The organism is Mesorhizobium sp. B2-8-3 (assembly GCF_006440815.1).
Taxonomy (GTDB): domain Bacteria; phylum Pseudomonadota; class Alphaproteobacteria; order Rhizobiales; family Rhizobiaceae; genus Mesorhizobium.
Window position 1 is genome coordinate 90,330 of record NZ_VFTW01000010.1, and the last position, 14,491, is coordinate 104,820.

12 protein-coding genes are annotated in these 14,491 nt (G+C 64.2%); 10 read left to right on the top strand and 2 right to left on the bottom strand.

Annotated elements, in window-relative coordinates:
• Positions 1 to 82: 82 nt before the first annotated feature.
• Both ileS and FJ418_RS16985 read left to right on the top strand, forming a co-directional pair.
• Positions 83 to 3,040 carry an isoleucine--tRNA ligase gene (gene ileS, locus FJ418_RS16980; protein ID WP_140867449.1) on the top strand — a complete coding sequence of 986 codons (2,958 nt, stop codon included), beginning with the start codon at positions 83 to 85 and terminating at the stop codon, positions 3,038 to 3,040.
• Between the two features lie 202 nt (positions 3,041 to 3,242).
• A complete protein-coding gene (locus FJ418_RS16985; RefSeq protein WP_140867451.1) occupies positions 3,243 to 3,917 on the top strand; it encodes a hypothetical protein in 675 nt (224 codons plus the stop codon).
• A gap of 106 nt (positions 3,918 to 4,023) precedes the next feature.
• On the opposite strand, the gene FJ418_RS16990 is transcribed toward FJ418_RS16985, so the two are convergent.
• A complete protein-coding gene (locus FJ418_RS16990) occupies positions 4,024 to 4,500 on the bottom strand; it encodes a nucleoside deaminase (RefSeq protein WP_140867453.1) in 477 nt (158 codons plus the stop codon).
• Between the two features lie 181 nt (positions 4,501 to 4,681).
• Here FJ418_RS16990 and FJ418_RS16995 point away from each other — a divergent pair, with 181 nt between their 5' ends.
• The 8 genes from FJ418_RS16995 to FJ418_RS17030 all read left to right on the top strand — a co-directional run bounded on the left by FJ418_RS16995 (position 4,682) and on the right by FJ418_RS17030 (position 13,217).
• A complete protein-coding gene (locus tag FJ418_RS16995) occupies positions 4,682 to 6,706 on the top strand; it encodes a pseudouridine synthase (RefSeq protein WP_140867455.1) in 2,025 nt (674 codons plus the stop codon).
• Positions 6,687 to 7,241: a 16S rRNA (guanine(966)-N(2))-methyltransferase RsmD gene (rsmD, locus tag FJ418_RS17000; RefSeq protein WP_140867457.1), complete on the top strand. Its 555-nt coding sequence runs from the start codon at positions 6,687 to 6,689 to the stop codon at positions 7,239 to 7,241. Before FJ418_RS16995 ends, rsmD begins: the two co-directional genes overlap by 20 nt.
• An 83-nt stretch (positions 7,242 to 7,324) precedes the next feature.
• On the top strand, positions 7,325 to 8,686 hold the full coding sequence (locus FJ418_RS17005) for a pitrilysin family protein (protein ID WP_140867459.1): 1,362 nt from the start codon (positions 7,325 to 7,327) through the stop codon (positions 8,684 to 8,686).
• A gap of 2 nt (positions 8,687 to 8,688) precedes the next feature.
• Entirely contained in the window at positions 8,689 to 10,083 is a 1,395-nt protein-coding gene (locus FJ418_RS17010; protein WP_246683074.1) for a pitrilysin family protein, read from the top strand.
• Positions 10,080 to 10,937 (top strand): patatin-like phospholipase family protein, encoded by an 858-nt coding sequence (locus tag FJ418_RS17015; protein WP_140867464.1) that lies wholly within the window; start codon positions 10,080 to 10,082, stop codon positions 10,935 to 10,937. The genes FJ418_RS17010 and FJ418_RS17015 overlap by 4 nt, the downstream gene beginning before the upstream one ends.
• 142 nt (positions 10,938 to 11,079) lie before the next feature.
• Positions 11,080 to 11,511 (top strand): hypothetical protein, encoded by a 432-nt coding sequence (locus tag FJ418_RS17020; protein WP_140657003.1) that lies wholly within the window; start codon positions 11,080 to 11,082, stop codon positions 11,509 to 11,511.
• Complete coding sequence (locus FJ418_RS17025) at positions 11,511 to 12,377, top strand: alpha/beta hydrolase (protein ID WP_140657005.1); 867 nt, start codon at positions 11,511 to 11,513, stop codon at positions 12,375 to 12,377. The genes FJ418_RS17020 and FJ418_RS17025 overlap by 1 nt, the downstream gene beginning before the upstream one ends.
• A gap of 12 nt (positions 12,378 to 12,389) precedes the next feature.
• A complete protein-coding gene (locus FJ418_RS17030) occupies positions 12,390 to 13,217 on the top strand; it encodes a Stf0 family sulfotransferase (RefSeq protein ID WP_140867467.1) in 828 nt (275 codons plus the stop codon).
• On the opposite strand, the gene FJ418_RS17035 is transcribed toward FJ418_RS17030, so the two are convergent.
• On the bottom strand, positions 13,206 to 14,411 hold the full coding sequence (locus FJ418_RS17035) for a cytochrome P450 (RefSeq protein ID WP_140867470.1): 1,206 nt from the start codon (positions 14,409 to 14,411) through the stop codon (positions 13,206 to 13,208). The genes FJ418_RS17030 and FJ418_RS17035 overlap by 12 nt on opposite strands.
• Positions 14,412 to 14,491 lie beyond the last annotated feature (80 nt).

The window sequence follows — 14,491 nt, forward strand, 5'->3', positions numbered from 1 at the left end:
GCGCGCGCCCCTCGCGCTTTTCAAGAAAATGCTGGTTCAACGCCCGGGCTTCCCGCCGCCGGGCAACGCAGATGGCAGATCAATGACCGACACCGTTGAAACGATCGACTATTCCAAAACGCTCTATTTGCCGCAGACGGACTTCCCGATGCGTGCCGGCCTGCCCGAGAAGGAGCCTGGTCTGGTCAAGCGCTGGCAGGACATGGACCTTTACAGGAAGCTGCGCGAAGAGGCCGCCGGCCGCGAGAAATTCGTGCTGCATGACGGGCCGCCCTACGCCAACGGCAACATCCATATCGGCCATGCGCTGAACAAGATCCTCAAGGACGTCATCAACCGCTCCTTCCAGATGCGCGGCTATGACGCCAACTACGTGCCGGGTTGGGACTGCCACGGCCTGCCGATCGAATGGAAGATCGAGGAGCAGTATCGCGCCAAGGGCAAGAACAAGGACGAGGTGCCGGTCAACGAGTTCCGCAGGGAATGCCGTGAGTTCGCCCAGCACTGGATCAAGGTGCAGGGCGACGAGTTCCAGCGTCTTGGCGTCATCGGCGATTTCGACAATCCTTATACCACCATGGCGTATCATGCCGAGTCGCGCATCGCCGGCGAACTGTTGAAATTCGCCTTGTCCGGCCAGCTCTACCGCGGCTCGAAGCCGGTGATGTGGAGCGTGGTCGAGCGCACCGCGCTCGCCGAGGCCGAGGTCGAGTATCAGGACTACGAGAGCGACACGATCTGGGTGAAGTTCCCGGTGGCGAGCCTCGCCCAGCCGGTCGCCGGCGCCGCGCTGGACGAGGCAGCGCTCGACCTCGTCGAGGCGCATGTCGTCATCTGGACGACCACGCCCTGGACCATCCCCGGCAACCGCGCCGTGAGTTATTCGCCGCGCATCGCCTATGGCCTCTATGAGGTCACGGCGGCCGAGAACGCCTTCGGCCCGCAGCCCGGGGAGAAGCTGATCTTTGCCGACGCGCTGGCGCAAGAGTGCGCCGCCAAGGCCAAGGTCGCACTGAACCGGCTTCACAGCGTCTCGGCCGAACAGCTTGGGAAGCTTACGCTTTCGCATCCCTTCAAGGGCCTCGGCGGCGGCTATGAGTTCCCGGTGCCGATGGTTGCGGGCGAGCATGTCACCGACGATGCCGGCACCGGCTTCGTGCACACCGCGCCCGGCCATGGCCGCGAGGACTTCGACGCCTGGATGGAGGCCGCGAGCGAACTGCGGGCGCGAGGCGTCGACACCGTGATCCCCTTCACGGTCGACGATGCCGGCTTCTTCACCAAGGATGCGCCGGGCTTCGGCCCGGGGCGCGAAGGTGGCGCGGCGCGCGTCATCGACGACAATGGCAAGAAGGGCAACGCCAATCAGGCCGTCATCGACGAACTGATCAAGCGCAACGCGCTCTTCGCGCGCGGCCGGCTGAAACACAGCTATCCGCACTCCTGGCGCTCCAAGAAGCCGGTCATCTTCCGCAACACGCCGCAATGGTTCGTCTATATGGACAAGGACCTCGGCGACGGCACGACGTTGCGCAGCCGCGCGCTGAAGGCGATCGACGACACCCGTTTCGTTCCGGCGGCGGGCCAGAACCGCATCCGCGCCATGATCGAGGAGCGCCCCGACTGGGTGCTGTCGCGCCAGCGCGCCTGGGGTGTGCCGATCGCGGTCTTCGCCGACGAGGACGGCAATGTGCTGAAGGACGAGGCCGTCAACGAACGCATCATGGACGCTTTCGAGAAGGAAGGCGCCGACGCCTGGTTCGCCGAGGGCGCCAAGGCACGCTTCCTCGGCAATCACGACGCCTCGAAATGGCACCAGGTGATGGACATCCTCGACGTCTGGTTCGATTCCGGTTCGACGCATGTCTTCACGCTGGAGGACCGTCCGGACCTCAAATGGCCGGCCGACGTCTATCTCGAAGGCTCGGACCAGCATCGCGGCTGGTTCCATTCCTCGCTGCTCGAAAGCTGCGGCACCAGGGGCAGGGCGCCTTACGACACGGTCATCACCCATGGCTTCACCATGGACGAGGAAGGCCGCAAGATGTCGAAGTCGCTCGGCAACACCGTCGTGCCGCAGGACGTCATCAAGCAATCCGGCGCCGACATCCTGCGGCTTTGGGTGGTCACGACCGATTATTGGGAAGACCAGCGGCTCGGCAAGAACGTGCTGCAGACCAACATCGACGCCTACCGCAAGCTCAGGAACACCATCCGCTGGATGCTGGGCACGCTTGCGCATGACGACGGCCGGGACGTGCCGGTCGAGACGATGCCGGAACTGGAGCGGCTGATGCTGCACCGGTTGTCCGAGTTGGACGAAATGGTGCGCCAGGGCTACGACGCCTTCGAGTTCAAGCGCATCACCCGCACGCTGCTCGACTTCATGGTGGTGGAGCTTTCGGCCTTCTATTTCGACATCCGCAAGGACGCGCTTTACTGCGACGGGCCGTCGAGCCTGCGCCGCAGGGCGGCCGTGCAGGTGGTGCGCCACCTCTTCGAATGCCTGGTGAAGTGGCTGGCGCCGATGCTGCCCTTCACCACGGAAGAAGCCTGGCTCGACCGCCATCCGCAAGCCGTGTCGGTGCATCTCGGCCAGTTCCCCGCGATCCCGCAGGACTGGCGCAACGAGGCGCTGGCCGAGAAATGGCGCAAGGTGAGGCAGGTGCGCCGCGTCGTCACCGGCGCGCTGGAGATCGCGCGCGCCGACAAGCTGATCGGCTCTTCGCTCGAGGCGGTGCCGGTGGTGACGCTCGACGACGCGGCGCTGGAGGCCGCGATCGCCGATGTCGATATGGCCGAGATGGCGATCACCAGCGATCTCGTCGTCAAACACGGCAAGGCCCCGGAAGGCGCCTTCACGCTCGACGACGTCAAGGGGGTGGCGGTCGTGGTCGGGAAAGCCGAGGATCGCGGTCTGGTCAAATGCGCGCGCTCCTGGCGCTACACCGCCGATGTCGGGCAGGATCCGGAATTTCCGGATGTCTCGGCCCGCGATGCCGCCGTGTTGCATGAGCTGAAGGCCCTTGGGCGGCTGTAGTCCTGTCGATAAGCCGGTGCACAAATGCCACGCCGGGCGGCCTGAAACCGCCCGCGCGTTGCCCTTAACAAGTGGTTGAGGTAAACACGCGACACTCCGGCAGACAAATTGTCGCCGGATTTCCATCGCAAATGCGGGGAAGAAGGGGACCGTGCCCTTGGCCGGTGGCGACTGAAAGGCTGTTAGAGTGGGACTTTTTGGCATGACCGACAGAACGTTCGCGCGCGCCGCGCTGATGGCGCCGCTTGTGGTATCGGCCGTCGCCATGTCCGGCTGCATGAGCTCGCCCACCTACGGAACCGGCAAGACGGCCGCCGCGCAGCTCTTCGACGACGTTTCCGGAGCCGCCGCGATCACGCCGAAGCGCCGCGATCCGATCGACTACAAGCCGCGTCCTGAGCTGGTTAAGCCCGCTCCGGGGCATAAGGAAAACCTGCCGCCGCCGCAGCAGAGCATCGAGACGGCGAGCGCCGACTGGCCCGAATCGCCGGAGGCGCGCCGCGCCCGCATCCGCGCCGACGCCACCGCGCACCAGAACGATCCGAATTACCAGCCCGAAGCGGCCGAGGATGTCCAGACCGATCCCGAAGCGGTGAAGAAGGCGATGGCGGAGTCGGGTTCCAGCCACCCCCCGCGCTGGTCGCCGGATGATTCCAGTGCCACGCGCCGCGCCGAGGTTCAGCGCCGGCTGGCCGAACAGAAGCAGGGCGACCCGACCACTCGCAAATATCTGAGCGAGCCGCCGCTTGCCTATCGCCAGCCCTCCGCCGCCGCGCCGCAGAACGAGCTCGGCGAGGACGAGTACAAGAAGGAGCGCCGTCTCAAGGCGCAGGCCGAAGGCAAGAAGGGCGGCTGGTTCGACTGGCTAGGGCTGTGAACAGTCAGTAGTCAGTAGTCAGTAGTCAGTAGTCAGTAGTCAGTAGTCAGTAGTCAGTAGTCAGTAGTCAGTAGTCAGTAGTGACCTACTCACTACTCACTACTCACTAACCACTACTCACTTCACCTCGCCCGCCATTCCGTCTCTCGCGAAAAAAGTCCTTGAGGATGAGGGCGGCGTCGCTCTCGCCGATCCCCGGATAGACGTCCGGCGTGTGGTGGCAGGTGGGTGAGGCGAAGAAGCGCACGCCGTTGACCACCGCGCCGCCTTTCACATCGGCGGCGCCGAAATAGAGCCGCCGCAGCCGGGCGAAGGAGATCGCGCCGGCGCACATCGCGCAGGGCTCCAGCGTCACATAGAGATCATGTCCGGTGAGACGTTCGCTGGCGAGCTTCTGGCAGGCCTCGCGGATCGCCAGCATCTCGGCATGCGCGGTCGGGTCCGCCAGCTCGCGCGTGCGGTTGCCGGCTTTCGCGACCACCGTGCCGCCATTGGCGATCACAGCGCCGACCGGCACTTCGCCGCGGCTGGCGGCCGCCTCGGCCTCTTCAAGCGCCAGGGCCATGAAATCCGGTCGTTTCAAGCGGTTTCCATTCCGATTACTCCTCGCCACCCGAGAGCGATCCTGTTATCTAGCGCGAGACCTTGAAAACCGGAATCGGTTTTTGCCGCGCTGGCATATGCGCAATAATCAAGATGACACCGCCTGCGCTGGGCGTCCGCAAGGGCGCGCGGCGCTGTAGCAGGTGAAGACGAGCAAAGTAATGGACGACGACAAGAAATCTCCACGCGGGCGGCGCAAGGGCTACTCCAGACCGACGGGCGGGCGTGACGGAAAACCGGCCCACGGCGCCAAGAAGCCGTTCGCCAAGCGTGAACGACCGATGGCTGCCGAAGGCGAGCGCCGCGACGTTGACGGCCAACGCCGCGATGTCGACGGGGGACGCCGCGACTTCAAGCGCAGCCACAAGCCACGCGAGACAGGCGAAGGCGCTGGGCGCGCCGAAAGGCCGTTCCGCAAAGGTCCGCGCCCCGAAGGCAAGCCCTTCGAGAAGCGCGAGGGCCGCAAGCCTTACACACCGCGCGGCGACTGGCCGATGGCCGCGGAGGGTGAGCGCCCTGCGCGCGATTTCAAGCGCAGCTACAAGCCGCGTGAGATGGGGCCGCGTGAAATGGGTGAAGGCGGGGAGCGTGGCGACAGGCCGTTCCGCAAAAGTCCGCCGCGCGATGGCAAGCCTTTCGAGAAGCGTGAGGACCGCAAGCCTTACGCACCGCGTGGCGACCGACCGGCGGCTGCCGAAGGCGATCGGGGCGAACGACGATTCGACCGCCCCAAGCGGGCATTCGACGACCGTCCCAAACGCGATTTCGCCGACCGGCCGAAGCGAGACTTCAGCGATCGTCCACGCGGAACTGGCGGAAAGCCGGAAGGCGGCTTCAAGCCACGGCCGCGGCCCTCTGAAGCTGCGCCCGAAAGCGGCGAGCGCATCGCCAAGCGGCTGGCGCGCGCCGGCATCGCCTCGCGCCGCGACGCCGAGGAACTGATCGCGGCCGGTCGCGTCAAGGTCAACGGCAAGGTGCTGGACTCGCCGGCCTTCAATGTCAGCGCCAACGACATCATCCATCTCGACGGCACCGAGATCCCGCCGATCGAGCGCACGCGTCTCTTCCTGTTCCACAAGCCGGCGGGCGTCGTCACCACCAACCGCGATCCGGAAGGCCGCAAGACCGTCTTCGATGTGCTGCCGTCCGACCTGCCGCGGCTGATGACGATCGGCCGGCTCGACATCAACACCGAGGGCCTGCTGCTTTTGACCAATGACGGCGGGCTGTCGCGCGTGCTCGAATTGCCGGCCACCGGCTGGCTGCGGCGCTACCGCGCGCGCGTCCACGGCAAGGTCGAGGAGAGCGCGCTCGCCGGCCTGCGTGAAGGCATCGCCGTCGACGGCGTCTTCTACGGCTCGATCGAAGCCTCGCTCGACCGCGAGCAGGGCACCAATGCGTGGCTGACCCTGGGCCTGCGCGAAGGCAAGAACCGTGAGGTGAAGAACATCCTCGGCGCGCTTGGCCTCGACGTGACGCGGCTGATCCGCATCTCCTACGGACCGTTCCAGCTCGAGGATCTGCCCGAGGGCCATGTGCTGGAGATCAAGGGCCGCGTGCTGCGCGAACAGCTCGGCGAACGGCTGATCGAGGAGTCCGGCGCCAATTTCGATGCCGACATCCAAAAGCCGTTTTCCAACAAGCCGGTGCGCGGCGGCGGCCCTCGCCGCGAAGAGGTCGACCGGCCGAAATTCACGCGCGACGGCGACCACCGGCCGATCGGCGAGGGCGGTCTGATCAAGGCGCGCAAGCGCCGCGAAGGCAGCCGCGACGAGGCGCTGAGCAAGCTCTCGACAAAGCCGGACAGGGCGTTTGGGCCGGACCGGGCGTTCGGCGAGCGCGGCCCTAAATCCGACCGCGGCGGTTTCGGCGAAAAGCCGCGCGGTGGGTTCGGCGACAAGCCCCGTTTCGGCGGCAAGAAATCCGAGCGCGAGCAGCGGCCGATCGAACCGCCGGGCCAGCGCAAGGCCAATGTCTGGATGGCGCCGGGCGCTCGACCGATCGGCAAGGGCAGGGCGGAAGCCGATGCCGCCAGGGCCGCCGAGGCGAAGGCGCGCAAGGCGTCCTACAAGCCGGGCGGCAAGGGCAAGCCGTTCGGCAAGCCCCGCGGCGAGCGTCCTGAAGGCGATGGCGGCGACCGGCCGCGCGGTCCGAAGAGGGGCGGCAATGCGGATCGTCGGCGGTGAGTTCCGCGGGCGTCCGCTGGCGACGCCGAAAAGCAGTGCCATCCGCCCGACCACCGACCGCACCCGCGAGGCGGTGTTCAACGTGCTCGCGCATCGCTATGCCGAAAAGCTCGAAGGCGGCCGCGTGCTCGATCTCTTCGCCGGCACCGGCGCGCTCGGACTTGAGGCGCTGTCGCGCGGCGCTTCCTACTGCGTCTTCATCGAGGAATCGACGGAGGGGCGCGGCCTGATCCGCGAGAACGTCGAGGCCTATGGACTCACCGGCCGCACCAAGATTTTTCGTCGCGACGCCGCTCATTTGGGTGAGGCTGGCACGCTCTCGCCCTTCGGCCTGATCTTCGCCGACCCGCCCTATGGCAAGGGGCTTGGCGAACGCGCGCTGCGCTCGGCCAAGGCCGGCGGCTGGCTGTTGCCCGGCGCCTTGTTCGTGGTCGAGGAGGCGGCCTCGGCGCCGTTCGAGGCAGGCCCGGGTTTTTCCGTGGTGGACGAGCGGGGCTATGGCGAAACGGTCATTCGCTTCATCGAGGTTGGCTAGCGCCGCCTCGAAAATGACTCACAATTCACTTTGCCTTGCCAACAACCTTGCCTATCGTCGCGCAACCGCGACCGGAGAACTTGATGAGACGAACAGGAATTGGGCTGCGCGCAGCGCTTCTGGCCAGCGCGCTGGCGCTTGCGGCGGCCGCTCCGGCCCGCGCAGCCGATGACGGCGAGGTCAAGGATTTCCTGCTCGACAACGGCATGGAAGTGGTGGTCATCCCGGACCACCGCGCCCCGATCGTCACTCACATGGTCTGGTACAAGATCGGCAGCGCCGACGAGCCTCTCGGCAAATCCGGCATCGCGCATTTCTTCGAGCACCTGATGTTCAAGGCCACGACCAACCACGCCGCCGGCGAGTTCGACCGCGCCGTGTCCGAGATCGGCGGCTCCAACAATGCCTTCACCTCTTACGACTACACCGCCTTCCACGAGACGGTGCCGCCTTCCGCCCTCGAACAGATGATGGGCTTCGAGGCCGATCGCATGCGCAACCTCATCCTGACAGACGATGTCATCAAGACCGAGCGCGACGTGATCCTGGAGGAGCGCCGTTCGCGCATCGACAGCAATCCGCAGGCGGTGCTCGACGAGGAGGTCGACGCGACGCTCTGGCAGAACCAGCGATACCGCATTCCGGTGATCGGCTGGATGCAGGAAATGGAGCAGTTGAACCGTCCGGACGCGAAAGCCTTCTACGATGCCTACTACCGGCCGAACAACGCGGTGCTGGTGGTGGCCGGCGACGTCGATCCCGACGCGGTGAAGGCGATGGCCGGGCGCACCTACGGCAAGGTCGCCCGCGGCCCGGACCTGCGGCCGCGCATCCGCCCCGTGGAGCCGGAGCAGAACACGAAGCGCACGGTGACGCTCACCGACGCGCGCGTCTCGGTGCCGAGCTTTTCGACGCAATGGGTCGTGCCGTCCTATCACACGGCCAAGCCCGGCGAAGCCGAGGCGCTCGACCTGCTTGCCGAGATCCTCGGCGGCGACAACCGCAGCAGGTTGTACCAGCAGCTCGTCGTCAAGCAGGGTATCGCCTCAGAGGCCGGCGCCTACTTCCAGGGCACCATGCTCGACGCCACCAACTTCACCGTCTATGGCTCCCCGCGCGGCGACGCCAGGCTTGCCGATGTCGAGGCGGCTGTCGATGCCGAGATCGCCCGCATCGTCAAGGACGGCGTGAGCGACGATGAGCTGGAGCGGGCCAAGACCCGCTATGTGCGCTACATGATCTTTGCGCGCGACAAGCAGGACGACATGGCCAACATGTATGGCTCGACGCTTGCCACGGGCGGCAATGTCAAGGACGTCCAGGAATGGCCGGACCGCATCCGCAACGTGACCGCCGATGAAGTCAAGGCGGCTGCCGCCCGCTACCTCGTGCTCGATCGTTCCACAACCGGCTATCTCTTGCCGCAGCAGCAGGCGGGGAATTGATGATGAGCATGGTTCTTGGCCATACGATCGCTTCTCCTTCTCCGGCGAGCGAGGAAGGCAAGCTCTATCGCGCCGTCGCCACCCTTTGCTTCGCCCTGTTCTTCCTGCTTTTGCCGGTGCTTGCCGCGCGCGCCGAAATGAACATCCAGGAGGTGAAGTCGAAGAAGGGCGTCACCGCTTGGCTGGTGGAAGACCATTCGATTCCGCTGGTTGCGATCCGTTTCGTTTTCGACGGCGGCACGGCGCAGGACCCCGCCGGCAAGGAAGGCCTGGTCAACCTGATGACCGGCCTGTTCGACGAGGGCGCCGGCGACCTCGACAGCGAGGCCTTCCAGTTGAAGCTCGACGATGCCGGCGCGGAGATGAGTTTTCAGGCGGCGCGCGACGGCACCTATGGCTCGATGCGCATGCTGTCCGACCAGAAGGACGAGGCTTTTGGCCTGCTGAAGCTGGCGGTGAACAGCCCGCGCTTCGATCAGGCGCCGATCGACCGCATCCGCGCCCAGACACTCTCCGGCATCCTCGCCAATGAGCGGGATCCCAATACGATCGCCCAGCAGCGCTGGCTGCGCGCGATCTATGGCCAGCATCCCTACGCGCGGCCGGACGAGGGCAACAAAGACAGCCTCGCCACCATCACTGCCGACGACCTCAAGGCCTTCCACAATGCGAATTTCGCCCGCGACGGCCTGCATGTGGCGGTGGTGGGCGATATCGACGCCGCCACGTTGAGCGGCAGGCTTGACGAGGTGTTCGGCGACCTGCCGGACAGGCAGACACTGGCGCCGGTTGCCGACATCACGCCCAAGCTCGGCCAGCAGCTCGAAGTGAATTACGATCTGCCGCAGACCTCCCTGCAGCTTGCCTGGCCGGGCGTGAAGCGGAGCGATCCCGATTTCTACGCCGCCGTGCTGATGAACGAGATTCTCGGCGGCTCGACTTTCACGTCGCGCTTGTATGAGCAGGTGCGCGAGAAACGCGGCCTTGCCTATAGCGTCAGCTCCGATCTCGTCGATCACGAGCATTCCAACGCGCTGGTGGTGACGACGGCGACGCGTTCCGACCGCGCCGCCGAAACGCTTTCGATCGTGCGCCAGGTGGTGAAGGACATGGCCGAGAACGGCCCCACCGAGGAGGAACTCGCGGCGACCAAGAAATACATGGTCGGCGCTTACGCCATCAGCAATCTGGATTCGTCCAGCTCCATCGCAGCGACGCTGGTGGAGCTGCAGATCGATGATCTCGGCATCGATTATATCAAGCGGCGCGCGGCTCTCATCAACGCGGTGACGCTGGCCGACGTGAAGGCGGCGGCGAAGAAGCTCCTGTCGTCCGACCCCGCGGTGATGGTCATCGGGCCGCCGCTGGTGCAGGTGGCGGGAGGCGGCAAGGGATGAGCCCGACCTTCGGGGTGGCCTTTGGCGGCGGCGGCGCGCGCGGTCTCGCGCATATCCACATCATCGAGGCTCTCGACGATCTCGGCATCAAGCCGGTGGCGATTGCCGGCTCGTCGATCGGCGCCATCATGGGCGCCGGCATGGCGTCGGGCATGAAGGGTGCCGAGATTCACGATTATGCCCGGTCGATCCTCGGCAGCCGGGCTGAAGTGGCCGCGCGCATGTGGCGCTCGCGGCCGGGCACGATCGCTGAGGCCATGCAGGGCGGCATCCGCGTCAGCCAGTTCAACATCGAGCGCATTCTGAAGGCGTTCCTGCCCGAGGCGATCCCGCAGACGTTCGAGGCGCTGAAGGTGCCGCTCAAGGTTACAGCGACCGACTATTTCGGCCACAGCCTTGCGGTATTCGCCGAAGGCGACCTGCATTCGGCGCTTGCCGCATCGGCGGCCATCCCGGCGGTCTTCCGCCCGGTGACGCGCGAGGGCCGCGTGCTGATCGATGGCGGTATCTACAACCCCGTGCCTTTCGACCTCATCGAGAAGGACGCCGACATCATCATCGCCGTCGATGTCGTCGGCGCGCCGAGCGAGGCCGAGCGCAGGCATCCGACCACAGTCGACCTGATGTATGGCGCCACCCAGCTGATGATGCAGTCGATCATCGCCAACAAGCTCAGGCAGCACCCGCCGGACATTCTGATCCGGCCGAATGTCTCGAAATACCGCGTGCTCGAATTCCTCAAGATCGAGACGCTGATGGCCGAGACGGTCGAGATCAAGGACGAATTGAAGCGCGCCGTCGAGAAGGCCGTGGAAGCGCATAGCGGCAGGCGGGGAGAAGGGCGGTTTAGGTAGATCCGTGGAAGGCTCAGGCCTCGGCCAGGCTGGATCGCCGGTGTAAGCCGCCTCTCGACCTGTCGCGGCGCGCATTTTACCACTAGCGGCGAACAGACCGCACATCATAATGTCGCGCCCATTCGAAGTGCCTTGAGGCCGCATGACCAAGCTCCTTTTCACCCGCGTTCCTTTCAACCCGGTCTCTCTCGGGCTCGTCTGCAATTTCATTGCGCACTATCCGCCCTTCGACGGATACGAGTTTGGACAGATGGTGAAGTCCTTGCGCTACCAGATCGAGCAGCAGACGCACCTCATCGGTTCCATCGACGATGCGATCGTCGCTTACGTCGGCTGGATCGTGACCAGCCGCGAAATTGCCGAGACGTGGGTTGCAAACAGAGGGCCACTCAACCCCGATCCCGGCGGCAACGCGATTGCCGCGACGATTATGGCTACGCGCTCGTCCTCGCACATCCTGCCGATGATCAAGGAAGCGAAACTGCTCAACCTCGACAAGTCGGTCTACTGGAAGCGCGATTTCATCGACGCCCGCGGTGCCATGAAACGCGCCGTCCGCAAGCGGGACGCGTGATGGAACAGGCTACCCCAGGCGAGGCGCTGACCCAGGAAATCCTGATCCGCCTCGGCGACCGTTACGCCTCGATGTTCGTGCGCATCTGGCAACCGGCCGGCCAACCGCGCGGCACCGTGTTCTGCCTGCACGGCTTTGCCGGCAATGGCTGCGATTTCGATTACCTCGCGTCCTTCCTCTGCCGCAACGGCTATCTGGTGATCTGCCCCGACCTGCTCGGACGGGGGCGCAGCGCCTATCTCGGCGCGGGCTACGATATGGATCTCTATTCCAGGTGCCTGCGCGCGCTCAGCCAGTTTGCCGGCAAGGAGAACCATTTCGTCGGCACGTCATGGGGCGGGCTGATCCTGCTTCTCTTTCTCTACGCGAACCGCGGCAGCGTCGACAGGATCATCCTCAACGATGTCCCCCTGATTGGCGGGCCGAAGGTCGATGCTTTGCGAAACGAAGCCATCCGCGAAGCCGCGCTTGTATTCCAGACGCGCGCCCAGGCAGGGGAATATCTGCGTGCCTCAAATCCAGGCATGGGGCGGGTGGAGAGGCCGGTCCTCGACCGCTTCATCGATAACAGAATTGCCGCGAGGGCTGGCGAGTTTCGTTTGGCCTACGATCCGGCCACGACCGGGAATTTCGAGGCCATGACCGGCCGCGAATACGACCTGTTTCCCATGGTCGCTAAGCTCGACGCCCAAATCATGCTATTGTACGGTCGCGAGAGCGTATTTATCGACAGGCAGGCCTTTGAGCGGACCCGTTGCGTCCGACCCGGTCTTTGCATCGTCGACAATATCGATGTCGGCCATCCGCCGTCGCTGATGACGCCCGATCAGGCTCTCCTGATCTTCGGGTTTCTGTCCGCCATGTGAGCAGTATCCGTCATGGCGGCATCGCACTTCGATGAAACATATACCCGATTGCTCTCAGCTGATCTCGATCGCGACGACGCGGCCGAAAATCCGTATAGAATCCTGATTTGCACCACGCCGAGAACCGCCGGCCATACCTATTGCCAGGTCATGCGGCATTTTGGACTTGGCCTGCCCACCGAATACTTCCAGTGGCAATTCGCGGTACCGCTCATGCGGCGCTGGACGGGAGACGACACATTCGACGTCCCGGCGCTCGATCGCGGTGCGTCGTCATATGGAAAGCATCTTCTGATGCGGCGCTCAGTCGAAGGCGTATTCGCGGCCAAGCTGTTTTTCGGCAATCTGGACTTCGCCCGCCTCTCGATCGGCGAGGATGATGCAAGCTCGTTCTATGTATTCCTGTCCCGCCGGAACAAAGTCGATCAGACGGTCAGCCTGCTTTCGATGCTGCATACTGGTCAGCCATTCGATGGCGGGGAAACGCTGCCCGGTGTCCCTATGTTGAGAACGATAAGTCAGAAGGCGGTTATTGACACCGTGCGACACATCGCGGACTCCGAGGCAAAGTGGCGGAGCTACCTTTCGACCATTGACGTGACGAGGGTTGCCCATGTGGCCTATGAGGATTTCGTCGTCAATCCCCACGGCAATGTGAAGGCGACGATGCGGAACTGGTTTCCAGCCCGCAATCTGCGCAATGATGCCCTCGCTGCAAATGGTCGCTACAGCAACGACGCCTCCGTAAAGTCGATTATCGCAAGACAGTTCGGAGGCTTGATCCGTCAGCTTTGGCGCGACATGCCTGTCGAGGCGGAGCAGAGCCGATCAGCGCCTTGACACTTGGACGGACATGCCGCTCGCCGGGCGCAGCGCCAGCGCATAGTCGAAGCGGATAACGTCGTCGGCGCGAGTAAAGGCGAACTGGCGCACGACCGCGCGAACCGCCTGCTCCACCTCGAGTCGGCCCAGGCGTGCGCCCCCGCACATACGCGGTCCGGTTAGGAAGGGAATAAAGGCGCGGCGGTCGAAACTGTTGTTGATGAACTCCTTGCGGCTGGCATCGAAAGTCCTCGGATTTTCCCAGAATTCAGGATGCTGGTGCACACCGACGACGGACAGCATGATAAGTTGCCCGGCCCGTAGCGACGTGCCATCCAGAACCGCATCGGTGCTTACTTCGCGGGTGAGGAACGGTATAGGTGGGAAATAGCGCATCGTCTCGTTGATGAAGCAGTCAGTAAACGGTGTCTGTGCCTTGCCGTCAGCAATCTCACTATAGATACGCTCCTGCACCTGCTGGTTGGCGCCGAGCCTATCGATCACCCACTGCACTGTCGTGACGGTGGTTTCGACGCCAGCGAACAGATTCATCACGAATTCTTCGATCGGGGAAAAGCCGTCGATCCCGGCTGCTCTTTCCGAGAAACGGTCCATTTCCGCGGCCGCCCGTGGATCCGCCATCAGTTGCGAACCGAAATCCGCGATGACCGCGCGGGCATCTTGGATGGCGCTGTCTCTTTCGGCATTGGTTGGCGTGACCCAGGAATAATACTGCAGGCGGCGCAATGTCTCACGGACTCGGTCGAAAAGCACAGCGGTTGGTCGCGCTTCCGCGACAAGTCCGAAGGCCTGATAGAAAATGGTCATGGCGCCGGTGAAAAGCGCCTGGTGGATTCCTGCGAGGGAGGTCTCGCAATCGGCAAGGTCGCCGCTGAATATATCCGACACGCTTTGCCCATGGGGGGGTTTGGCCGCCGCGAGATAGCGATCCTGGGTGATGGCGCGTCTTGTCGCCCATTCCTCGTCATTGGTGTTGAAGCGGCTGAAGCCGAGGGCCGAGATCAGCGAGAAGTTCTTCCGGAACAGGGCAGGCGACTTGACGATCTCGTCGACGCTCTCCGGATGGTCGAATACGACGAGGTTGCCGATTTCCTTAGCGCCGGTTGCTCGTCCATCATCCTGCCCGCTCCGCGCGAATAGGTTGTAGACGAGACTGTTGAGCATGCCTTCAATTTGTGCTGGATCGCTCACCCTACCTCCATGTCTGAACGCACGACCACTTCGGTATTCGTTCAGCTAACGATGTCCCTTATTGTTGCAAAAATGCGACA